21 protein-coding genes are annotated in these 21,487 nt (G+C 67.2%); 10 read left to right on the top strand and 11 right to left on the bottom strand.

Annotated elements, in window-relative coordinates; all coding sequences use genetic code 11:
* Positions 1–9: 9 nt before the first annotated feature.
* Complete coding sequence (locus J2Y54_RS06630) at positions 10–1,329, bottom strand: UDP-glucose/GDP-mannose dehydrogenase family protein (RefSeq protein WP_310037982.1); 1,320 nt, start codon at positions 1,327–1,329, stop codon at positions 10–12.
* 172 nt (positions 1,330–1,501) lie between these two features.
* Here J2Y54_RS06630 and cysD point away from each other — a divergent pair, with 172 nt between their 5' ends.
* The 3 genes from cysD (at position 1,502) to J2Y54_RS06615 (ending at position 5,164) form a co-directional block, all read left to right on the top strand.
* Positions 1,502–2,398 carry a sulfate adenylyltransferase subunit CysD gene (gene cysD, locus J2Y54_RS06625; RefSeq protein WP_310037981.1) on the top strand — a complete coding sequence of 299 codons (897 nt, stop codon included), beginning with the start codon at positions 1,502–1,504 and terminating at the stop codon, positions 2,396–2,398.
* A gap of 121 nt (positions 2,399–2,519) precedes the next feature.
* Positions 2,520–4,433: a sulfate adenylyltransferase subunit CysN gene (gene cysN / locus J2Y54_RS06620; RefSeq protein WP_310037980.1), complete on the top strand. Its 1,914-nt coding sequence runs from the start codon at positions 2,520–2,522 to the stop codon at positions 4,431–4,433.
* A 5-nt stretch (positions 4,434–4,438) separates the two neighbouring features.
* Positions 4,439–5,164: a 3'(2'),5'-bisphosphate nucleotidase CysQ gene (locus J2Y54_RS06615; RefSeq protein WP_405052904.1), complete on the top strand. Its 726-nt coding sequence runs from the start codon at positions 4,439–4,441 to the stop codon at positions 5,162–5,164.
* A 166-nt stretch (positions 5,165–5,330) separates the two neighbouring features.
* Here the strand turns inward: J2Y54_RS06615 and J2Y54_RS06610 are convergent, their stop codons facing one another.
* Positions 5,331–6,356 (bottom strand): NAD-dependent epimerase/dehydratase family protein, encoded by a 1,026-nt coding sequence (locus J2Y54_RS06610; RefSeq protein WP_310037978.1) that lies wholly within the window; start codon positions 6,354–6,356, stop codon positions 5,331–5,333.
* A gap of 100 nt (positions 6,357–6,456) precedes the next feature.
* On the opposite strand from J2Y54_RS06610, the gene galU reads away from it, so the two are divergent.
* Positions 6,457–7,326 (top strand): UTP--glucose-1-phosphate uridylyltransferase GalU, encoded by an 870-nt coding sequence (gene galU / locus J2Y54_RS06605; protein ID WP_310037976.1) that lies wholly within the window; start codon positions 6,457–6,459, stop codon positions 7,324–7,326.
* A gap of 360 nt (positions 7,327–7,686) precedes the next feature.
* Here galU and J2Y54_RS06600 read toward each other — a convergent pair whose 3' ends face one another.
* Positions 7,687–7,926: a hypothetical protein gene (locus J2Y54_RS06600; protein WP_310037974.1), complete on the bottom strand. Its 240-nt coding sequence runs from the start codon at positions 7,924–7,926 to the stop codon at positions 7,687–7,689.
* Positions 7,927–8,350: 424 nt separating this feature from the next.
* Here J2Y54_RS06600 and J2Y54_RS06595 point away from each other — a divergent pair, with 424 nt between their 5' ends.
* Entirely contained in the window at positions 8,351–9,325 is a 975-nt protein-coding gene (locus J2Y54_RS06595; RefSeq protein WP_310037972.1) for a peptidase M48 family protein, read from the top strand.
* On the opposite strand, the gene J2Y54_RS06590 is transcribed toward J2Y54_RS06595, so the two are convergent.
* The 4 genes from J2Y54_RS06590 to J2Y54_RS06575 are packed head-to-tail and all read right to left on the bottom strand — an operon-like array spanning position 9,315 to position 11,889.
* The gene (locus J2Y54_RS06590) at positions 9,315–10,202 is read right to left on the bottom strand and encodes an alpha/beta hydrolase (protein ID WP_310037971.1); all 888 of its coding nucleotides are present in this window, start codon (positions 10,200–10,202) and stop codon (positions 9,315–9,317) included. The genes J2Y54_RS06595 and J2Y54_RS06590 overlap by 11 nt on opposite strands.
* A gap of 60 nt (positions 10,203–10,262) precedes the next feature.
* Entirely contained in the window at positions 10,263–11,165 is a 903-nt protein-coding gene (locus J2Y54_RS06585; protein WP_310037969.1) for a pirin family protein, read from the bottom strand.
* The gene (locus J2Y54_RS06580; RefSeq protein ID WP_310037968.1) at positions 11,162–11,605 is read right to left on the bottom strand and encodes an NUDIX domain-containing protein; all 444 of its coding nucleotides are present in this window, start codon (positions 11,603–11,605) and stop codon (positions 11,162–11,164) included. Before J2Y54_RS06580 ends, J2Y54_RS06585 begins: the two co-directional genes overlap by 4 nt.
* A complete protein-coding gene (locus J2Y54_RS06575) occupies positions 11,602–11,889 on the bottom strand; it encodes a BolA family protein (protein ID WP_310037966.1) in 288 nt (95 codons plus the stop codon). The genes J2Y54_RS06580 and J2Y54_RS06575 overlap by 4 nt, the downstream gene beginning before the upstream one ends.
* 35 nt (positions 11,890–11,924) lie before the next feature.
* Here J2Y54_RS06575 and J2Y54_RS06570 point away from each other — a divergent pair, with 35 nt between their 5' ends.
* Positions 11,925–12,530, top strand: a complete 606-nt coding sequence (locus J2Y54_RS06570; protein WP_310037965.1) for a J domain-containing protein — start codon at positions 11,925–11,927, stop codon at positions 12,528–12,530.
* A 1-nt stretch (position 12,531) separates the two neighbouring features.
* Here J2Y54_RS06570 and J2Y54_RS06565 read toward each other — a convergent pair whose 3' ends face one another.
* The 3 genes from J2Y54_RS06565 to J2Y54_RS06555 all read right to left on the bottom strand — a co-directional run bounded on the left by J2Y54_RS06565 (position 12,532) and on the right by J2Y54_RS06555 (position 14,951).
* Entirely contained in the window at positions 12,532–13,200 is a 669-nt protein-coding gene (locus tag J2Y54_RS06565; RefSeq protein WP_310037963.1) for a dihydrofolate reductase family protein, read from the bottom strand.
* A 118-nt stretch (positions 13,201–13,318) separates the two neighbouring features.
* The gene (locus J2Y54_RS06560; protein ID WP_310037962.1) at positions 13,319–14,110 is read right to left on the bottom strand and encodes a VOC family protein; all 792 of its coding nucleotides are present in this window, start codon (positions 14,108–14,110) and stop codon (positions 13,319–13,321) included.
* Positions 14,111–14,225: 115 nt separating this feature from the next.
* Entirely contained in the window at positions 14,226–14,951 is a 726-nt protein-coding gene (locus J2Y54_RS06555; RefSeq protein WP_310037960.1) for a DUF1428 domain-containing protein, read from the bottom strand.
* Positions 14,952–15,095: 144 nt separating this feature from the next.
* Here J2Y54_RS06555 and J2Y54_RS06550 point away from each other — a divergent pair, with 144 nt between their 5' ends.
* A complete protein-coding gene (locus J2Y54_RS06550) occupies positions 15,096–15,764 on the top strand; it encodes a helix-turn-helix domain-containing protein (protein WP_310037958.1) in 669 nt (222 codons plus the stop codon).
* A 139-nt stretch (positions 15,765–15,903) separates the two neighbouring features.
* Complete coding sequence (gene cobS / locus J2Y54_RS06545; protein WP_310037956.1) at positions 15,904–16,908, top strand: cobaltochelatase subunit CobS; 1,005 nt, start codon at positions 15,904–15,906, stop codon at positions 16,906–16,908.
* Between the two features lie 116 nt (positions 16,909–17,024).
* On the opposite strand, the gene J2Y54_RS06540 is transcribed toward cobS, so the two are convergent.
* Positions 17,025–19,211 (bottom strand): methyl-accepting chemotaxis protein, encoded by a 2,187-nt coding sequence (locus J2Y54_RS06540; RefSeq protein ID WP_310037954.1) that lies wholly within the window; start codon positions 19,209–19,211, stop codon positions 17,025–17,027.
* 161 nt (positions 19,212–19,372) lie between these two features.
* Between J2Y54_RS06540 and cobT the strand changes: the two genes are divergently transcribed.
* Positions 19,373–21,208 (top strand): cobaltochelatase subunit CobT, encoded by a 1,836-nt coding sequence (gene cobT, locus J2Y54_RS06535; protein WP_310037951.1) that lies wholly within the window; start codon positions 19,373–19,375, stop codon positions 21,206–21,208.
* Positions 21,201–21,476: a ribbon-helix-helix domain-containing protein gene (locus tag J2Y54_RS06530; RefSeq protein WP_310037949.1), complete on the top strand. Its 276-nt coding sequence runs from the start codon at positions 21,201–21,203 to the stop codon at positions 21,474–21,476. Before cobT ends, J2Y54_RS06530 begins: the two co-directional genes overlap by 8 nt.
* The last annotated feature ends 11 nt before the right edge of the window (positions 21,477–21,487 follow it).

Below are 21,487 nucleotides of genomic sequence, written 5' to 3'. Positions count from 1 at the left end.
GTTGCCGCCTCAGCCGCCGCGCGGCGTCCGCCCGACCCCGACCAGCGTGAACCCGGCATTGGCCGCTTCCGTTTCGGGATAGATGTTGCGCAGATCGACCAGCAGCGGCTGGTTGAGCAGCTTCTTCATCCGGTTGAGGTCGAGCGCGCGGAACTCGTCCCATTCGGTCACGATCACCAGCGCATCGGCGCCCTCTGCCGCGGCATAGGGGCTGGCGCAGAACTCGACATCCTTGACCAGCGGGCGGGCCTGTTCGACGCCTTCGGGGTCATAGGCGCGCACCGCCGCGCCCGCGTCCTGCAGCGTCTGGATCACCGCCAGGCTGGGCGCGTCGCGCATGTCGTCGGTGTTCGGCTTGAAGGTGAGGCCAAGGATCGCGACGGTCTTGCCGCGCACATCGCCGCCCATCGCCTTGATCACCTTGCGCCCCATCGCGCGCTTGCGCTGGTCGTTGACCTGCACCGTCGCCTCGACGATCCGCAACGGCGTCTCATTGTCGTCGGCGGTCTTGAGCAGCGCCAGCGTATCCTTGGGGAAGCACGACCCGCCATAGCCGGGGCCGGCGTTGAGGAACTTGCGCCCGATGCGGTTGTCCATGCCGATGCCGCGCGACACTTCCTGCACGTCCGCACCGACCTGTTCGCACAGGTCCGCGATTTCGTTGATGAAGGTGATCTTGACCGCAAGGAAGGCGTTGGCGGCATATTTGATCAGCTCGGCGGTTCGGCGGCCGGTGAACATCACCGGCGCCGACTGGTTGAGCGAGAGCGGGCGATAGATGTCGCGCATCACCTGGCTCGCGCCTTCGTCCTCGCTGCCCACCACGACGCGGTCGGGACGCTTGAAGTCGCTGATCGCTGCGCCCTCGCGCAGGAATTCGGGGTTGGAAACCACCGCGATGCCCTTGTCCGGCGCCACCCGCGCGACGATCCGTTCGACCTCGTCGCCGGTGCCGACCGGGACGGTCGACTTGGTGACGATCACCGTCGGCCCGTCGACCGCGGTCGCAATCTCTTCGGCGGCGGCGAAGACATAGGACAGGTCGGCATGGCCATCGCCGCGCCGGCTGGGAGTGCCGACCGCGATGAACACCGCGTCCGCACCCTTGACCCCTTCGGCGAGGTCAGTGGTGAAGGACAGGCGCCCGGCCTTCACGTTCGACGCGACCAGCTCGGCCAGCCCCGGCTCATAGATCGGCATCACATTCTGATGCAGCAGCTCGATCTTGCGCGCGTCCTTGTCGACGCACACCACATCATGGCCGAAATCGGAGAAGCACGCCCCGGAAACCAGGCCGACATAGCCCGTGCCGATCATCGCAATACGCACGCTGGAAGTCCCTTTCGTCGCGGCAGTCCGCCGCCCTATGCACAGCCAAGGCGCGCCATGCGACCCAAAAATGGCGTTGCCATGGCAGCGCGCAAGGGGACGCGTCATGCTTGAGGCGGGCTAAACAAATACTAGATCGCAGCGGGCGGACGTGATCCATAGATGACCGCCTATGAACTCCCTGACACATCTTGCCCGGCTTGAGGCCGAGAGCATCCACATCCTGCGCGAAGTGGTTGCCGAGACCGAGCGACCGGTGATGCTCTATTCGGTGGGCAAGGACAGCGCGGTGATGCTGCACCTCGCCAAGAAAGCGTTCTTCCCGGCGCCGCCGCCCTTTCCGCTGCTGCATGTCGACACGACATGGAAGTTCCAGGCGATGTACGAGCTGCGCGACCGCGCGGCGCGCGAGGCGGGGATGGAGCTGCTGGTCCACCAGAACCCTGAGGCCAAGGCGCGCGGGATCAACCCGTTCGACCATGGCGGCGTCCACACCGACATGTGGAAGACCGAAGGGCTGAAGCAGGCGCTCGACAAATATGGCTTCGACGCGGCGTTCGGCGGCGCGCGGCGCGACGAGGAAAAGAGCCGCGCGAAGGAGCGCGTGTTCAGCTTCCGCTCCGCCAGCCATCGCTGGGATCCCAAGGGTCAGCGGCCCGAGCTGTGGCGGCTGTACAATGCCCGCAAGGCCAAGGGAGAAAGCATCCGCGCCTTCCCGCTGTCCAACTGGACCGAGCTCGACATTTGGCAGTACATCCGCGCCGAGGGGATCGAGATCGTCCCCCTCTATTTCGCCGCACCGCGCCCGACCGTGGTGCGCGGTGGTCTCACGCTGATGGTCGATGACGACCGCTTCCCGCTGGATGGCGAGGAGCCGGTGATGCGCTCGATCCGCTTCCGCACATTGGGCTGCTACCCGCTGACCGGTGCGGTCGAGAGCGACGCTGCGACACTGGACGATGTCATTCAGGAAATGTTGCTGACGACGACGTCCGAACGTCAGGGGCGCGCGATCGATCACGATCAGGCTGCGTCGATGGAAAAGAAGAAGCAGGAGGGGTATTTCTAATGACCCTTGGCCCTTTTTTCGTCACCCCCGCGAAAGCGGGGGCCCATCTCCCGCACTGTCCTCCTTGCCGCACGGTGAGGAGATGGGTCCCCGCTTTCGCGGGGATGACGAGGTTTGTACGATGAGCAGTAGCTACCGCCCCGACGCCCTCATCGCGTCCGACATTTCCGCCTATCTCGAACAGCATCAGTCGAAATCGCTGCTGCGCTTCATCACCTGTGGCTCGGTGGACGACGGCAAGTCGACGCTGATCGGGCGGCTGCTCTATGATTCGAAGATGATCTTCGAGGATCAGCTCGCCGCGCTCGAAGCCGATTCGAAGCGGGTGGGGACGCAGGGGCAGGAGATCGACTTCGCGCTGCTCGTCGACGGCCTCGCCGCCGAGCGCGAGCAGGGGATCACGATCGACGTCGCCTATCGCTTTTTCGCGACCGAAAAGCGCAAGTTCATCGTCGCCGACACGCCGGGGCATGAGCAATATACCCGCAACATGGTCACCGGCGCCTCGACTGCCGACCTTGCCGTCATCCTGATCGACGCGCGCAAGGGCGTGCTGACGCAAACGCGGCGGCACAGCTTCCTCGCGCACCTGATCGGCATCCGCCACATCGTGCTGGCGGTGAACAAGATGGATCTGGTCGGCTATGACCGCGCGACGTTCGACGCCATCGTCGCCGACTATCGCGCGTTCGCCGACAGCATCGGCATCGCCGAGTTCACCGCGATCCCGATTTCGGGGTTCAAGGGCGACAACATCACCGGCCCCAGCGGCAATACCCCCTGGTACAGCGGCCCGGCACTGATCGAGCATCTCGAAACCGTGCCGGTCGGCGGGGAGGGCGATGCGCGCCCGTTCCGCATGCCGGTGCAATGGGTCAATCGCCCCAATCTCGATTTCCGGGGCTTTGCCGGGACCATCGCCAGCGGGTCGGTCAAGCCGGGCGACGCGGTGCGCATCCTGTCCTCGGGCCGCACCAGCACCATTGCGCGGATCGTGACCTATGACGGCGACCTGGCCGAGGCGGGGCAGGACCAGTCCGTCACGCTGACGCTCGCGGACGAGGTCGATTGCTCGCGCGGCGATGTGATCGTTGCCGCCGATGCTCCGCCCGAGGTCGCCGACCAGTTTCAGGCGACAATCGTGTGGATGGATCAGGAGGATCTGCTTCCCGGTCGCGCCTATTGGCTCAAGCTTGGCACGCAGACGGTGAGCGCAACGGTCCAGCCGCCCCGCCACGTGATCTGCGTCAACACCATGGCCGAACTGAGCGCCAAGACGCTGAGCCTCAACGATATCGGGGTGGCGGAGGTCTATACCGACCGCGGGATCGTGTTCGAATCCTATGCCGACAGCCACGATCTGGGCGGCTTCATCCTGATCGACAAGCTGACCAACGCGACCGTCGCGGCAGGCATGCTCAACTTTTCACTGCGCCGCGCGCAGAACGTCCATTGGCAGGCGCTGGAAATCACGCGTGAGGCGCATGCCGCGCAAAAGGGGCAGCAGCCGCGCCTGTTGTGGTTCACCGGCCTGTCGGGATCGGGCAAGTCGACCATTGCCAATCTGGTTGAGAAAAAGCTGCACGCACTGGGCAAGCACAGCTTCCTGCTCGACGGCGACAATGTCCGCCACGGGCTCAACAAGGATCTGGGGTTCAGCGACGCCGACCGGATCGAGAATATCCGCCGCGTGGGCGAGGTCGCGAAACTGATGTGCGACGCGGGGCTGATCGTGCTCACCGCCTTCATCTCGCCCTTCCGCGCGGAGCGGGAGCTGGTGCGGCGGATGCTGCCCGAGGGCGAGTTTTTCGAAATCTTCGTCGATACGCCGTTGGAAGAAGCCGAGCGGCGCGACGTGAAGGGTCTCTACAAAAAGGCGCGCGCGGGCGAGATTGCCAATTTCACCGGGATCACCAGCCCCTATGAGGCGCCGATGAATCCGGAGATTCGCATCGATACGCAAAGCATGACGCCCGAGGCGGCCGCCGATCTGGTGGTCGAGCATATCCTTGGCATCTGGTCACCAGTGCTGTGACGAACGTGGATGATGCGGTGCTGGCCCGTCAGGTCGCGGATGCGGCCGCCGGTCTGCTGCGCGCGATCCAGGACGATGGCGCGGACGGTGCGCGTGGGGACCGTGAGGCAAATGCGCTGATCCTCGACCTGCTGCGCGCCGCGCGGCCCGAGGATCCGATCCTGTCGGAGGAATCCGCGGACGATCTGGCGCGGCTGCAATCGCGGCGGGTGTGGATCGTCGATCCGCTCGACGGGACGCGCGAATTCGGTGAGGGTCGCGATGACTGGGCGGTGCATATCGGCCTGTCGATCGACGGCGTTGCGGCGGTCGGTGCGGTCGCGTTGCCCCGGCGCGGTATCACGCTCTGCACTGCGCACCCGACGGAACTGCCGCCGAGCGCTGCCAGGCCCCGGATGCTGGTCAGCCGGACCCGGGCCACGGCGCTATGCGCCGGGGTGGCCGAAGCGATCGGGGCCGAGCTGATCGGGATGGGATCGGCCGGGGCCAAGGCGATGGCGGTGGTGCTGGGGGAGGCGGAAATCTACCTCCATTCCGGCGGGCAATATCAATGGGACAATTGCGCGCCCGCCGCAGTCGCGGCCGCCGCCGGGCTGCACGTCTCGCGGATCGACGGGTCGCCGATCCGCTACAACCAAGCCGAGCTGTCGCTGCCCGACCTGCTCATCTGCCGCCGCGAATGGGCGGCGCCGGTGCTGGAGCTGGTCGCGAAGAGCGGGGTGTGCGGGTAACCCACTAATCCTCCCCCGCCAGGGGGAGGTGTCGCCGGAGGCGACGGAGGGGGAGGGCGGCTGTGTCCTCAAACCTCTTGCTCCCTACCTCTAGCCGGCGTGCTTCCGCCCCCTCCGTCACGCTGCGCGTGCCACCTCCCCCTGGCGGGGGAGGATAGATTTTCGGTCAGCGCTCCGCCGCCGCGACATGCTCGCGGTACCAGCGGACGAATTCGGCCACGCCCGTCTCCACCGACGTGGTCGGCACGCGGCCGGTCAGCGCGCGCAGCAATTCCGGGGAGGCTTCGGTGGCGGGGACGTCGCCGGCCTGCATCGGCAGGAAGCTCTTTTTCGCGGTCATCCCCAGCGCCTGTTCCAGCGCGGCGATGTACGCCATTAGCGGCGTCGGGGTCCCACCGCCGATATTGACCACGCGGAACGGGGCGGCCGGCGAAAGGCTGTCGTGCGGCCCGACCGGCGCGCTGCCCGGAACCGCCGACACCAGATCGACGATCGAGCGGACGAGGTCGTCGACATAGGTAAAGTCGCGCGCCATCTCGCCGTTGTTGTAGACGTCGATCGGCTGATCGCGCAGCATCGCGTCGGCGAATTTGAACAGCGCCATGTCGGGCCGGCCCCAGGGGCCATAGACGGTGAAGAAGCGGAAGAACGTCGTCGGGATGCCGAACAGATGGGCATAGCTGTGCCCCATCAACTCGGTCGCGCCCTTGGTCGCGGCATAGAGGCTCATCGGCGTCTGCGTCCGCTGCAACTCATCGAACGGCATCGCCGTGTTCGCGCCATAGACCGAACTGGTCGAGGCAGCGAGGAAGTGGCGCACCGGATTGTGTCGCGCCAGCTCCATCAGGTTGAAGGTGCCGACGATATTGGTGCCGACATAATCGGCGGGATGATCGATGCTGTAGCGCACCCCGGCCTGCGCGGCGAGGTGGATGACCGCGTCGGGGGCGAAGTCCCGCCATGCCTCGCCCAGCGCGCGCGAATCCTCGATCGAGATGCGCGCCAGTTCGAAATTGGCGTGGTTGGACAGGATCGCGTTGCGGCGTTCCTTGAGCGAGGGATCGTAATAGGGTGTGAAATTATCGACCCCCAGCACCTTCGTGCCGGACTGGAGCAGCAGGCTGGAGGTGTGAAAGCCGATAAAGCCGGCGGATCCGGTGACCAGCACGCGGCGTTCGGCAAGATCAAGCATCGCAGTCCGTCCCCTTGGCAATCTGGGCTGCGCGTAACCCAAAGCCCGGCCTTGTTCTATGGCCCACTTCGGCTATTCGCCTCGGAAGGAGATTTGAAACATGAGCTTCAAAACGCTGCGCAAGGCCGTGTTCCCCGTTGGCGGGCTGGGCACGCGCTTCCTTCCCGCGACCAAGGCGATGCCTAAGGAAATGCTGCCGGTGGTTGACCGCCCGCTGATCCAATATGCGGTGGATGAGGCGATCGAGGCGGGGATCGAGCAGATGATCTTCGTCACCGGTCGCGGCAAGAGCGCGATCGAGGACCATTTCGACATCGCGTACGAGCTGGAAGCGACGATGGCGTCGCGCGGCAAGTCGCTGGAAATCCTGGAGCCGACCCGGCTCAAGCCCGGTTCGATCGCCTATGTCCGCCAGCAGGAGCCGATGGGCCTTGGCCATGCGGTGTGGTGCGCGCGCGACATTGTCGGGGACGAACCGTTTGCGGTGCTGCTCGCCGACGATTTCATGGTCGGCCAGCCCGGCTGCCTCAAGCAGATGGTCGAAGCGTATAACAAGGTCGGCGGCAACCTGATCTGCGCGCAGGAAGTGCCCGAATCGCAGACCGACAAATATGGCGTGATCACCCCCGGCACCCGCGACGGCACGCTGACGCAGGTGCACGGCCTGGTCGAAAAGCCCAAGCCCGGGACGGCGCCGTCGAACCTGGCGGTCATCGGCCGCTACATCCTTCAGCCCGAAGTGATGCGCGTGCTGGAGACTCAGGAAGCCGGCGCGGGTGGCGAAATCCAGCTGACCGACGCGATGGCGCGGATGATCGGCGACCAGCCGTTCCACGGCGTGACGTTCCAGGGGACCCGCTACGATTGCGGCGACAAAGCGGGCTATGCCCAGGCCAATCTGGCGCTGGCGCTGGAGCGTGAGGATATCGGCCCGGCGGTGCTGGAATTTGCGCGCGGCCTGATTCGCTGAACGTTCCGCTCGGCACTGAGCCGGGCTGATGCTGACGGGGTTCGCGGCAGATGCTGCGGCCTTGTTGGCGCTGCGTCCGGACGAAACTGACAAAAATGCCGGAGTCGTCGCGTCACGGGGGCGCCGACGAATCGCTGCGCTATGCGACGGCGTGAGATCGCGGCGCATGCGCGCTGTGTGGATTGGGGCGATTCGCAGGCGCATCGACCAGCCTATGCGCTCAGCCGGTCCCTGTAGGAAAGCGCTGGCTCCCACGCTGTCGCGAACGGCCCTCGCGACCGAGCGAATCGGGCAAGCGCTGCAGGCAAAAAAAATGGCGACCCGAAGGCCGCCATTTCAAAACTCGTCTTGCCGACCAGCTTACGGGCTGGTGGGTTCGTCGTCCGAGTTCGCCGTCGCGGCGTAGATGCCGAGACCGACTGCGACGACCACGAACACGATCAGGAACGGGAAACCGCCGTCCTGCAGGTTCGCTTCACCCGCCGGGGTCGAAACCGGTGCCACAGCTGCATTCGAAACCGACGCCTGAGGCGCGGCCAGCGCCGGGGTCGTTGCAAGCGAGCAGGCCGCAACGGCCATCATCAACTTCGCCAACCGCATAAATTGCTCCCTCTTATCTCTTCACGCAGTGTTGTTGCGCTGCCCTATGCCACAGCCGGGAAAGGAGCTCAACAGGCAAACCACCCATTCAGCACAACCCCGGTCGAGGTTAGAACGCCAAGATTGGTTTCCGGTTCCCGACTTTCGAAATGAATTTCATTCCGATCAGCCCTGTCCCGATCACCGCTCATGACGGCCTTTGCAGTGGAAGGGTTAAGTTTTTATGGCAGTTGCGTCAACTCGTTGCCTGCCGATCCGGTGATATTCGGTCAATTTGTGGCATTGCAGCAACGCTGCAGCGCCCGAATCGCCGCTCCGGCTTCCCGCACGCGGCCCGGTTGCGCATAAACGGCGCATGTTCCGGCGCTTTTGTCTTTTCCTACTGATTCTGACGGCGCTGCCATCATCCGTCCGCGCCGGCGCGGTGTCACTCGCGGCGAATCGGCCAGAGTCCGACAGTGCCGTCGCAGCGCAGCTCGAATCGGTGCGTGCCGCCGGCCTGGCGCTGGCCAGCGCGGGGTTTCGCCTGAGCACCGCCAATGCGGCGCTGTGCGACCGGCTCGAACCCGGCCATGGCATCCAGCTGCACCGGATCGACCAATATCCGCTGGCGGCACGCGCGGCGGTACGTGCGCATTTCCGATTCGCCGGAGCGACCGCGGTGGCCGGCGTGGTGCCGGGAAGTCCCGCCGAGCAGGCGGGGGTCCGCGCCGACGACACGGTCCTGGCGTTCGGGCCGGTCGCGGTGCCACCGGCCAGTGACGGTCCGCCGTCGACGGTGGGGCTGGTCGCGCTGTGGCAAGGCGTCGCGGCGCTCCCACCCACCGCGCCGATCCGGATCGACCTGCTGCGCGATGGTGCACCGCTGACCGTCACGGTGACCCCGATCCCGGCCTGTCGCACCCGGTATGAGCTGTTGTTCACCCCCGCGCTCGAGGCCAGCGCCAATGGCGAGATGGTCCAGATCAGCACCGGCTATACCGACCGCTTCGGCGACGAACTGGTGCTCGCGGTGCTGGCGCACGAGCTGGCGCACAACATCCTGCGCCATCGCGACCGGCTGAAGGCGGTGGGCGCCGAGTTCGGGATGCTCTCAGGCTTTGGCCGCAACATGGGGTTTTTCCGGCAGGCCGAGCTGCAGGCCGATACGCTCGCGGTGCACCTGTTGGCGCGCGCGGGCTATCCTGCGGATCTCGCCAGCCGGTTTCGTCAGCATCCGGTGGCGAGGGCGCGGTCGGGCATGTTCCAGTCGCCATCGCACCCGCAGTGGCGCGATCGGCTGCGCGTGGCATTGGCCGAAGAGGCGCGGATCGCGGCGAACGGGCCGGGCGCGCCGTTCGTGGCGGAACGCGACGCGCCCCTGACGGGCGACTGGCGCCCGCTGGTGCCTAAGCCCTGAGCCAGTTCCGAATCGCGTCGGTCACCGGCTGCGGCTGTTCCCATGGCACGAAATGCCCGGCATCGACCTTCACGATCGTGAGATCCGGGATCAGCGCGTCGAGCCCGTCGAGCTGGACCGGCAGCAGCGCCACGTCGCGGGTTCCCCAGATCACCAGCACCGGCATGCGCAGCGGCGGGAAGGGGGCGTCGAGAAAGGCCGGGCGCTCCGGCGTTTCGTCCATCGCCGGGACGATGATCGCACTTGCGCGGTACCAGTTGAGCATCGCGGTCATCGCGCCCGGCTGGCTCCATTCGTCGATATAGGCGGCGCGCTCGGGGGCGACCAAGTCCGGGTCGGTATGCTTGGCAAAGGTCGTGTCGAAGAAGCGGTCGACCCCCATCGCGGCAATCTGAGCGTCGAGCGCGGGGTTGCGGAACGCGCGGATATACTGGCTCGCCGCGCGCTGCCCCATGTCGTCGAACATCGACTTCTGGAAAAGAAACGGGTGCGGCGCGTTGACGATGATCAGCTTTTCGACGCGATCCGGGTGGTTGAGCGCCGCCATCCACGCAATCGCGCCGCCCCAGTCATGGCCGACCAGCACGTAGCGGTCCTTGCCGAAATGGCTGGCGAGCGCGAGCAGGTCGGCGACCGGCTTGTCGGGCGTGTAATTCTCCACCCCTTCCGGCTTGGACGAGCGCGCAAAGCCGCGCTGGTCGGGGGCGATCACGAAATGGGTCCTGGCCAGTTCCGGGATCTGGTGCCGCCAGGTGCGGTGCGATTCGGGAAAGCCGTGGAGCAGGATGATCGCCGGCGCGGCGGGGTCGCCGGCAATGGCGACGTCCAGCTCCACCCCGGTGGGCAGCGCGATCCGCTGAAGTTCAAACCCGGCCATTGCCCTCTCCCTCGATTTTTCGAACCTAGGGTATGGCGGCATGGCCGGGCTGGCAAGACCTCAGGGGTAGCTGACCGTCTTGGGCACTTCCGGGATCGGGATGAATTCCTTGTCATCGCCCGGCACGGTCGGGAACAGTCCGGCCTTCCAGTCGGCCTTGGCCTGGTTGATCCGGTCGCGGTCGGACGAGACGAAGTTCCACCACACATGGCGCGGCGTGCCGAACGCCTCGCCGCCGCACAGCATGACCCGCCCGCCATCGCGCGACGTGAGCCGCGCCGCGACGCCGGGGCGCAGGACGTACAGCGTCTGCGGCTCAAGCTCGACCCCGTCGAGGCTGGCCTGCCCCAATGCGAGATAGACGGCGCGCTCGTCGGCTTCGGCATCGATCGGCACGCTTGCGCGGGGATCGAGCAGGATGTCGGCATAGATCGTCCCGGCATAGGTGGTGGTCGGCGCCGTAGCGCCCCACAGCGACCCCATGATGATCCGCGCCTTCGCCCCGCCGCCGTCGATCACCGGCAGGTCGGCCTTGGCGACATGCTCGAACGCCGGGTCCATCTCCTCGAACCGCTCAGGAAGGGCGAGCCAGGTCTGGATGCCCGACAGCTCCGGCCCGGCCGCGCGTTCGGTGGCGGGGGAGCGCTCCGAATGGACGATGCCGTTGCCCGCGGTCATCAGGTTGACCGCCCCCGGTTCGATCGTGGCGAAGGTGCCAAGGCTGTCGCGATGATCGATCGCCCCGGCGAAGAGGTACGTGACGGTGGCAAGGTTGATATGCGGGTGCGGGCGCACATCGATGCCGGTGCCGACCTCCAGATGCGCCGGGCCCATCTGGTCGAAAAAGATGAACGGCCCGACCATGGTGCGCGGGCGCGAGGGCAGGGTGCGGTGCACCTTGAACCCGCCCAGATCGTGGCTGGTCGGATGAATGGTGTGGATGAACAGGTCGTCGGGGGTCATCGTGCCTCCATCAGCGCCAGCATCGCGCCGAGGTCTTCGGGGAAATAGGGTTCGTCATGCGCGGCAAGCTCGTCGCGCGTGAACCAGCGCCATTCGCGCATCACGCGTCGTTCGAGCGCGGTGTGCGCGCCGCAATCGATCTCGGTAACCTCGGTGACGACGGCGAAATAGCGTTCGTCGGCGCTGACCGGATCGCCCTCGATCGTGATGAACTCGACCTCGCGGCGCGCCACTTCGGGGCCGCAGTCGAGGTCGAGGCCGGTTTCCTCGCGCAATTCGCGGCGGGCCGCCTGCGCATAGCTTTCACCGGGGTCGAGCGCGCCGCCGGGGGTGCACCAGAAGGGTGGGCGGTCGTCGGGGGTAAAGCGGAACAGCAGCACGCGGCCCGCGCGATCGGTCAGCAGGATGCGGGCGGCCGGGCGCGGCCGCCGCGCGCTCACGCCTCCCCCGGCGCGCTAGCCTTGATCGCCATGGCGTGCACCCGCTCGGTCATCAGGTCGCCGAGCGCGCGGTTGACCAGCCGCTGGCGGTCGAGCCGCGACTTGCCGGCAAACGCCGCGCTCTCGATCACCACGGTGAAGTGCGATTCGCCGCTGCCATCGTCGCCGCTATGGCCGCGATGCCTGGCGCTGTCGTTGATCACGTCGAGCCGCGACGGGCTGAGCGCGGCGGTGAGACGGGCGGTGATTTCGGCGGCGACGGGGCCGGTAGCGATGTCGGTCATCGCGCCTATATAGGGCGTTTTTCCCCGGAGTCAGAGTGTCTCGCGAAGCCCCCAAAGATCGTCCCAAGGCCCGTTTCCATGGCCGAGTCGAGGCGCCGGGGCGACTGTGCGCGGAGCCGGGCTGCGCCGAACCGGGCGAGTTTCGCGCGCCCGCCGGCCCCGCGCAGCGCAGCGGGGACGGGCCCGGCGCTTATCGCTGGCTGTGCCTCGACCATGTCCGCGCGTTCAACTCGGGCTACAACTTCTTCGCCGGGATGAGCCCGGAGGAAATCCACGCGGCGCAGCGGCCCTATGCCGGGTGGGAAGCCGAATCGCGCGCGTTCAACGCCACCGGCGGCGCCGACCGCCCGCCGCGCTGGGCCGATTTTGCCGACCCGCTCGACGCGATCGGGGCGCGGTTTCGCGCCGCCCGCCCGGTCGAGCGCAAGGACGGCAAGCCGCTGTCGGGCAAGGACCGCGAGGCATTGAAGGCGCTCGATCTCGACCCGGACGCCGATCGCACCGCGCTGCGCCGCCGCTATTCGGAGCTGGTGCGGCGCTACCACCCCGACCGCAATGGCGGCGACCGCAGTCACGAGGGCGCGTTGCAAAAGGTGATCGCGGCGTACCAGCAGCTCAAGGGCTCGCCTGCGTTCGCCTAGCCTACCAGCCTTCGCCTGCCGCGATCCGCGCGCGCCGCGCAATCTCCGCTTCGCTCGGCTCGGGAAACTGGAAATCGGCGATCCCGACCGCGCCGTTCACGTCATAGGTCGCCATCGCGATGCCGTTGCGGGTCAGACGATGCTCGACCAGTTCGAGCGACCGGGGCGGTGTGCCGTCGCCGAACATCCGCTTGCCCGTTCCCAGCACAATCGGCGCGGTCATCGTCACGATCCGGTCGAGCAGGCCGCGTTCCAGCAATTGCGGATAAAGGGTCGAACTGCCCTGGATAACAAGGTTCGGCCCGTCGCTATCGCGCAGCGCCGCGAGCGCATCGATGTCCGCCAGCCGTTCGCTGCCCGCCCACGCCAGCGGGGTAGCGCGGCTGGTGAGCACATATTTGCGGATCGACCGGAACAGGTCGCCAATCTCGTCGCCCTCCGGCGCGAACGGCCAGTGCGCCGCAAAAATCTCGTAGGTGCGGCGACCGAGCAGCAGGTCGAACGGCGGCTTGAACACCGAATCGACCTGATTGCCGATCCCCTCGTCGAACAAGGCCGCGAGCCAGCCACCCTGATCGAACCCGCCGGTCCAGTCTTCGTCCGGTCCGCCGGGTGCCTGCATCACGCCGTCCAGGCTGACAAAGGCAGCGCCGATAATGCGTCGTGGCATGGAGATGCTCCTGATTATCTGCGCTCGGGCGCGCCGAGCGGGGAGAGGTGGTGAAAGGGGCGCGCGGCATCGACTGGGCGCGCGACCGACGGGTGGGCGTAGAGGTCGGGGAGGGCGCTCATTTCGGCGCTACCAGTCCGAACAGCGCGCCCTGTGGATCCGTCGCGTGGAACACGCGGTCGCCGCCGGGGACCTCCATCGGGTCGCTCTGCGGGGTGCCGCCCAGCTCCTTCACCGTGGCATGCGCCGCTTCGATGTCGGGGACGCGGAAATAATAGGTCCAGCCGACCGGGTGCTCGAGTTTCTCGCGCGGCATCATCGCGCCCCAGACGCTGTCCATCGCGTCGCCGGCATCCTTGCAGCGCAGGAAGCTGTATTCGCCCCACGGCATCGGCATGCCGCCTGCGCGCTCCCAGCCGAACACATTGCTGTAAAAGACGAACCCAGCATCGGCGTCACTGGTCTGCAGCTCGTTCCAGCTGACATGGCCCTCGCCAAACCGGGCATAGGCGGTGCTGCGTTCGGCGCTGAACCCGCGCATCACGTAAAAGACGACGCCCTGCGGGTCGGCGACCATCGCGAAGCGGCCGACCCCGGGAATGTCGGTCGGCGGCACATGCACCGACCCGCCCGCCGCCATGAGCTGCGCCACGCTGGCATCGACGTCCTCGACCCCGATATAGCCGAGCCAGCCGGCCTTCGCGCCGCCCGCCAGCATTGCGGCGTCGAGCTTCAGCATGCCGCCGATATCGCCATCGGGCGCGTGAAGGATGCGATATTCCGCCCCGCCCGGAGCCATCGACTGTGCGTCGATGCGCCAGCCGATCACGCCCTCGTAAAAGGACCGCGATGCCTGCGCGTCGGGGGTCATCAACTCGTACCAGATCCAGCTGCCATGCGGGTTGGTCATGGGAATCCTCCACTTCGGATGATCGTCACCCCGGCGAAAGCCGGGGTCTCACGTGGTTTGGGCACACCTCCCGAGACCCCGGCTTTCGCCGGGGTGACGGTAAGGACGGCGTGCCTCACCCCTTCACCGTATCCAGGATCGGCGCGAATCCGCCCCACATCATGCGTTGTCCGTCGAATGGCGGTTCGGGTTCGCGGTTGCTGTCGTCGGCCATGATCGCGGCCCAGGCGGCGTCGCGCGTCGCCTTGTCGGGCCATTCGATCCAGGCATAGACCACGCTTTCGTCGGCCTGTTTGTGCGTCGCGCGGTTATAGTCCGTGACCGCGCCATCGGGGGTGTCGTCGGCCCACGCCTCGACCACGCGCAGCGCGCCATGCGCCTCGAACACCGGGGCCATCCGCGCCGCCAGGTCATGATAGGCGTCCCGCTTGGTCGTCGGCACGGGCAGGACATAGCCGTCGAGATAGCCCGGCGCGGCGGTGGCCGGTCCGGTGTCGACCAGCGCGTCGAACCCGGCAAAGATCATGCGACTGCCATCGAACGGCATGTCCTTCATCGCCTCGGCCGCGCCGGGGTCGCTCATCATCGTTTCATTGGCGGCATCGCGCGTCGCCTTGTCGGGATATTCGAGCCAGCTGAACAACAGCGTCTCGTCGTCCTTGAGCGCCACCGCCTGCTTCAGGTCGTTGACCTTGCCATCGGGCACATCGTCGCCCCATGCCTCGACAAAGCGGGTCGCGCCGAGGCTCTTGAACAGGTCGATCGCGCCATGCGCGTGCTTGATATACTCCGCCTTGTTGGCGGTGGGCACGGGGGTCAGGAATCCTTCGACATAGGTCATGGCAGCTCTCCCTCGATCGGCGCGCGGCGCCGGGTGAAGCCCGGGTGCCGAGTCGCGGTCTTGAGAAGCATGTCGATACAGGTTATTAAAAGCAACCATGAAGTTAGAAAAAGTGACTAAGATGCCTTGGCGGCGGGCGACAGCGTGAAAACGGAACGGCGGCGCTGGTATGACGACGCGTGCGGTACGGCGATGGCGCTGGAGCTGGTCGGAGAGCGCTGGTCGCTGATGATCGTGCGCGAACTGATGTTCGGCCCGCGCCGGTTCAGCGAGATCAGGGCGGCGCTGCCCGGCCTGTCGGCCAACATCCTGACCCAGCGGCTCGAAGGGCTTGAGGCGTCCGGCATCCTCACGCGCGAAAAACTGCCCCCGCCCGCAAATGCGCAGGTCTATGCGCTGACCCCCTGGGGCTATGAGGCGGAAAAGCCGATCCAGCTGCTCGGCGCCTGGGCGGTGCGGTCGCCCGACCATGATCCGACGCTGCCCCTGTCGGCGGCGTCGGCGATGTTGTCGCTGCGGACGATGCACAATCCCGGCCTTGCCGGCGATCTCGATTGCGTCGTCGGGTTCCGCATGGGCGACGATGCCTTTGTCGGGCGCTACAATCGCGACGGGATCGATCTGAAGCGCGGCGATCCGACGGGTGCGGACGTGATCTTCAACGGCCCGCCGACCGCGATCGCCGGGGCCGTCTATGGCGGCGCGCTGGCCGAGCTGGAGGCAGCCGGGGTGCTGCGGATCGAGGGCGACCGCGCGCTGGCACAGGCGTTTGTCACCCGCTTCCCGCTGCCGCCCAAATGGAGCGCGGCCTAGCCGTCCGGCGCCGGTGCTGACCTTTGGGCCGGGTGGCTGGCGCGGGCGGATTGTGGCACCGGCCTGCTCCCGCGCTTGCGGAGCGGGGCGCGAGCCGATACCGCACCGCGCAATACCTGTCCCCGAGTCCGGAAACCCAATGACCAGCATCCCGAACACTCAGCCCGACAGCCGCGAGACGACGATCCTGGACGCACCCGACAAGACCGTCAGCGTCCGCGAGCTGTTCGGTATCGATATCGACATGGAGGTTCCGGCGTTCAGCGTCGCCGACGAACGCGTCCCCGATCTCGACCCCGCCTATGTGTTCGACCCCGACACGACGCTCGCGATCCTCGCCGGTTTTGCCCATAACCGCCGCGTGATGGTCCAGGGCTATCACGGCACCGGCAAGTCGTCGCACATCGAACAGGTCGCCGCGCGCCTCAACTGGCCGTGCATCCGCATCAACCTCGACGCGCATATCAGCCGCATCGACCTGATCGGCCGCGACGCGATCGTGCTGAAGGACGGGGTGCAGGTCACCGAATTCCGCGAAGGCCTGCTGCCTTGGGCGCTGCAGACGCCGACCGCGCTGGTGTTCGACGAATATGATGCGGGGCGCCCCGACGTGATGTTCGTGATCCAGCGCGTGCTGGAGACCGAGGGCAAGCTGACCCTGCTCGATCAGAACCGCGTGATCCGCCCGAACCCGTGGTTCCGCCTGTTCGCCACCGCCAACACCGTCGGCCTTGGTGACACCAGCGGGCTGTATCACGGGACGCAGCAGATCAACCAGGGCCAGATGGACCGCTGGAACATCGTCGTCACGCTCAACTACCTCCCCGCCGCGACCGAGGCGCAGATCGTGCTCGCCAAGAGCGGCGACTATGACAAGCCGGGCGGCAAGGAACTGGTCGAGAATATGGTGCGCGTCGCCGAGCTGACCCGCCGCGGCTTCATCAACGGCGACATCTCGACCGTGATGAGCCCGCGCACGGTGATCACCTGGGCACAGAATGCGGACATCTTCAAGGATGTCGGCTTCGCCTTCCGCCTGAGCTTCCTCAACAAGTGCGACGAGGCAGAGCGCGCGCTGGTCGCGGAATATTATCAGCGCGTGTTCGGCAAGGATCTGCCCGAAAGCGTGGTCGGCAAGGCCTGATCGGGCCTCGCTCGGCGCAGCGCGTGCTGCCCGGCGCAATCGCCGCCCGGGCCGGTTGAACGACGACGCCCGGTGCGGCGCAGGGCCGCACCGGGCGCGTGTCGATGGTCGGCCGGTCAGGCCGCGGCGGCGAATGCCGGGCGCCGCGCGGACCCGCCGCCGATGTCGAACGCGCTCGCGCGGCCGGCAAGATCGGTGGCTTCGGTGCGCAGCTGCTGGGCAGCGGCCGAGGTCTGTTCGACCATTGCCGCATTCTGCTGCGTCGTGCGGTCCATCCCGTTCACCGCGACCGCGATCTCGGAGATGGAGGTCGCCTGGACCTTGTTGTCCTCCACCATCGCCGCGACGAGGCGGTCGACCTGGGTGAAGATGTCGCTGATCCCGACCAGGGCATTGTCGACCTGGCCCACCGCGCCGACGGCGCTGGCGACTTCGGTCTGGGTCACGGTCAGCTGGTCGCGCGCGCGCTTTGCCTCTTCCTCGGCGCGGGCGGCGAGTGCGGAGACGAGGTCGGCGACGACCGCGAAGCCGCGCCCTGCCTCGCCCGCACGGCCGGCTTCGACCGCCGCGTTCATGGCAAGGACGCGGGTCTGGAACGCGATCTTGTCGAGCCCTTCGATCACGTCGTCGATGCCGCGCGCGCATTCGGACACGCGGTGCATGGCTTCGACCGCGCCCGATGCCACGTCGCGGCCGCCGGTGACGCTGGCATTGGCGCGCTGGGCGCAGTGCAGCGTCTCGTCCGCCGATGCGGCGCTGGTGCGCAGCCGGTCGGTGATCTGGGCAAGCGCGGCCGATGTCTGCTCAAGGCTGGCGGCGCTGCTTTCGCTGCGGCTGGCCAGGTCTTCGGCGGCGCGGGCGATCTCGTTCGATCCGGTGTCGATCCGCTGCGCGCGTTCGACCACGGCGGCGATCAGGTCGCGCAACGTCGCGGCGGTGGCGTTGAAATCGGCCTTGAGCTGTTCATAGGCGGGCGGGAAGGCGGCATCGATGCGCGTGGCAAGCCGCCCGTCGCGCAGTGCAGCCAGGCCGGTGCCGATCGCGGCGGTGACCTCGGCCTGTTCGGCGGCGTTGCGCGCCTGTTCGCGCTCGCGCTCGGCGGCGGCAAGGCGGAAGACATCGGCGGCGCGCGCCAGCGTCCCGATCTCGTCGGCGCGGTCGGTTTCGCCGACGGGCAGGTCCTCGCCCGCCGCAAGCCGGTCGACCGTGTCGGACAGCCGGCCCAGCGGCAGGCCGACCACGCGCTTCGACGCCAGCCACAAGGCGCCAAGGGCCCCGGCGACCAGCACGATCGCGATGACGACGAGCAGCCAGGTCAATGCATTGGCCGGCGCGGTGATCGCTGCCTGCGGGATGTCGACCACGACTGCCCAGCGGTCGGCGATCCCGTCGACTGCTACCGGCACCACGAACCGCGCCCAGCCCGTGCCGTCGGCGGCAACATGGGTGAAGCGCTGCGGCGTTCCGGCCTTGATGACGGTGTCGATCAGTTCCTTCTGATCCTCGTCATACGGCTTCATGCGCATCTCAGGATTTTCGTGCGCGATCCACTTGCCATCTTGCGCGATCAGCCGGACGCGGCCCGACCCAAGCGGCTTTTGCTTCATCAGGTCGGCTGACAAATCGTCGAGGCTGATGTCAAAGCCCGACACCCCGACCACCTGATCGCCGCGCCGCAGCGGGAAGGTGATGCTGAACATCAGCACATCCTTGCCATCGACGGGATAGCTATAAGGGATGCTGAGCCGGCCGGCGGCGCGCTTCAGCCCTTCGGCATAATAGTCTTTCTGCCAATCCTCGGGCGGGCTGGCGTTCTGCGCAGTCACCGCGCCGCTCTTGTCGCGGGTCAGATAGGGGGCAAAGCCGCCTCCGACATTGTACATCGTGTTCCCGGCCAGATCGGGCCGGTTATATTCCGGCTCGAGGATCGACCAGGCGCCAAGCACGGTCGGCGCGGCGTCGAGAAAGCCGCGCAGCTGCACCATCGTCCGCTCGGCGGAAAAGCTGTTGGCGGTCAGATCGGCCGAGAGCGAGCGCGCCATCGCGTGCGACGCGCCGACGATCCCGTTCACATCGGTCGCGATGTCGCTGGCATAGCGCTCGGCGGTTGCCTCCGCCGTATCGCTCGATCCGCGCCCGACCACGGCCGAGGCCTGTAGCGTGACGATGGTAAAGCCGATGGCGAGCAGCACGCTGATCGCCGCTGCGCACAGCGCAACCAGCTTGCCGGCAACGGGAAGGCGATCGAATCGCGCGCGTAAGCTGGCGGCCGACGGGCCGCCTTTGGTATTAGCAAAGGACAAACCGGGTCTCCTGAAACGATCGGCACCGGGTTGGTAAATGGCGCCCTTGTCCCTGTTATAGGGCGTTGGCGGCGGGCCGGGCGCCCGCAGACGCGAATCTGTGCGGTCGCGGACCCGGCTCGGCGCTTGTGTCGCGGCGCGCGTCCGCGCATGGACGGGCGATGGCCAGCGACTCTCCCCTCGATCAGTTCAAGTCCGTGCTGTCGGGCACTGCCCGCGCGCTCGCCGACCAGCCCGAAGTGGAGCTGGCCTTTACCGCCGATGCCCCGGCCCAGTCGGGACGCCATCTCAAGGTGCCGATGCCGGGCCGGACGCTGCCGCCCGACCAGGTTGCCGAAGCGCGTGGCTTTGCCGACGGGTTTGCGCTGCGCCTGCGGCTGCATGACGCGGCGACGCATCTGAAGGCGGCACCGAAGGAGCCGGTCGCGCGCGCGGTGTTCGATGCGGTGGAAACGGCGCGGATCGAGGCGCTGGGGTCGCGCGGCTATGCCGGGATCGCCGACAATCTCGACCGCGCGCTCGAGATGAAGATGCGCTCCGACCCGATCGGCCGCGCGCGGACGCGGGACGAGGTGCCGCTGTCCACCGCCGTCCAGCTGCTGGTGCGGGAACGGCTGACCGGACGCGAGGCGCCGGCTGCGGCCGCACCGGGACTGGCGCTGGTGCGCGACTGGATCGAGGACAAGGGCGGCGCCGATCTCGACGCGCTCGCGCTGGCGATCGACGATCAGGCGGCGTTCGCGCGGCTGGTCGGCACGCTGCTCGCCGATCTCGACCTGACCGAGGGCGATCTGGTGCCCGATGAAACCGACCAGAGCGGCGGCGACGAGGACGAAGGGACCGACGAGGCCGACGAGAGCGAGGCCGATGCCGGCGACGAGTCGGGCGATACCGGCGAGAGCGAGATCGACGCGCGCGGCGAACAGCGCGAGGGCGAGGGCGAGGAAGGCCCGGAGAGCGAGCAGGAACAGGGCGAGTTCGAGGACGGCGAAGGCGAGCCGGGCGAGGCGGGGGACGAGGGCATGATGCCCGTCCGCCCCAACCGCCCGTGGTCGGACATGCCGCTGCAATTCGATTACGGCGCCTTCACCACCCAGTATGACGAAGTGATCGCCGCCACCGACCTGTGCGGCGAGGAGGAGCTGACGCGGCTGCGCGCCTATCTCGACACGCAATTGTCGAATTTGCAGGGCGTGGTCACCAAACTCGCCAACCGGCTGCAGCGGCGCTTGATGGCGCAGCAGGCGCGGTCATGGGACTTCGACCAGGAAGAAGGGCTGCTCGATGCGGCGCGGCTGGCGCGCGTCGTGGTCAACCCGATGCAGTCGCTGTCCTACAAGGTCGAGAAAGAGGCCGAGTTCAAGGATACCGTCGTCACGCTGCTGATCGACAATTCCGGCTCGATGCGCGGGCGGCCGATCAGCATCGCCGCGATCAGCGCCGACATTCTGGCGCGCACGCTCGAGCGGGTCGGGGTCAAGGTCGAGATTCTCGGCTTCACCACGCGCGCGTGGAAGGGCGGGCAGAGCCGTGAGAAATGGCTTGCCGAGGGGCGCCCGGCCCAGCCCGGCCGCCTCAACGACCTGCGCCATATCGTGTACAAACAGGCGGACGAACCGTGGCGCCGCGCCAAGAAATCGCTCGGCCTGATGATGCGCGAAGGGCTGCTCAAGGAGAATATCGACGGCGAGGCACTGCTGTGGGCGCATGGCCGGCTGATCGCGCGGCCGGAGGATCGCAAGATTCTGATGGTGATCAGCGACGGCGCCCCGGTCGACGATTCGACGCTGAGCGTGAACAGCGGCGCGTATCTCGAGCGGCATCTGCGCCAGGTGATCGGGTGGATCGAAAGCCGCTCGCCGGTCGGCCTCGTCGCGATCGGCATCGGGCATGACGTGACGCGCTATTACGAGCGCGCGGTGACAATCATGGATGTCGACCAGCTGGCGGGTACGATGATCGAGCAGCTGGCGTCGCTGTTCGACCTCGATGCCTGACGCCCCCGGCGGCATCGCGCCGCCGCCGGGCGGCTTCTACCCGCCGGTCAAGCGGTCGATGACCATCGCCGCGCACCCGACCTCGATCAGCCTTGAACCGCTGTTCTGGGACGCGCTCGAGGCGGCCGCGGCGGCGCGCGGCCTGCCGCTCAGCGCGCTCGTCGCACAGATCGATCATCTGCGCATCCAGGCCGACGATCCCCCCAATCTGGCCAGCGCGCTGCGCAGCTGGCTGCTGCACGACGCGACATATTTGCGACAAAGTTGAAAGTGACTCGC

This window comes from Sphingomonas sp. BE123 (assembly GCF_031456015.1).
In the GTDB taxonomy this organism is placed as follows: Bacteria; Pseudomonadota; Alphaproteobacteria; order Sphingomonadales; family Sphingomonadaceae; genus Sphingomonas.
This window is presented reverse-complemented; position numbering and strand designations above follow the sequence as displayed.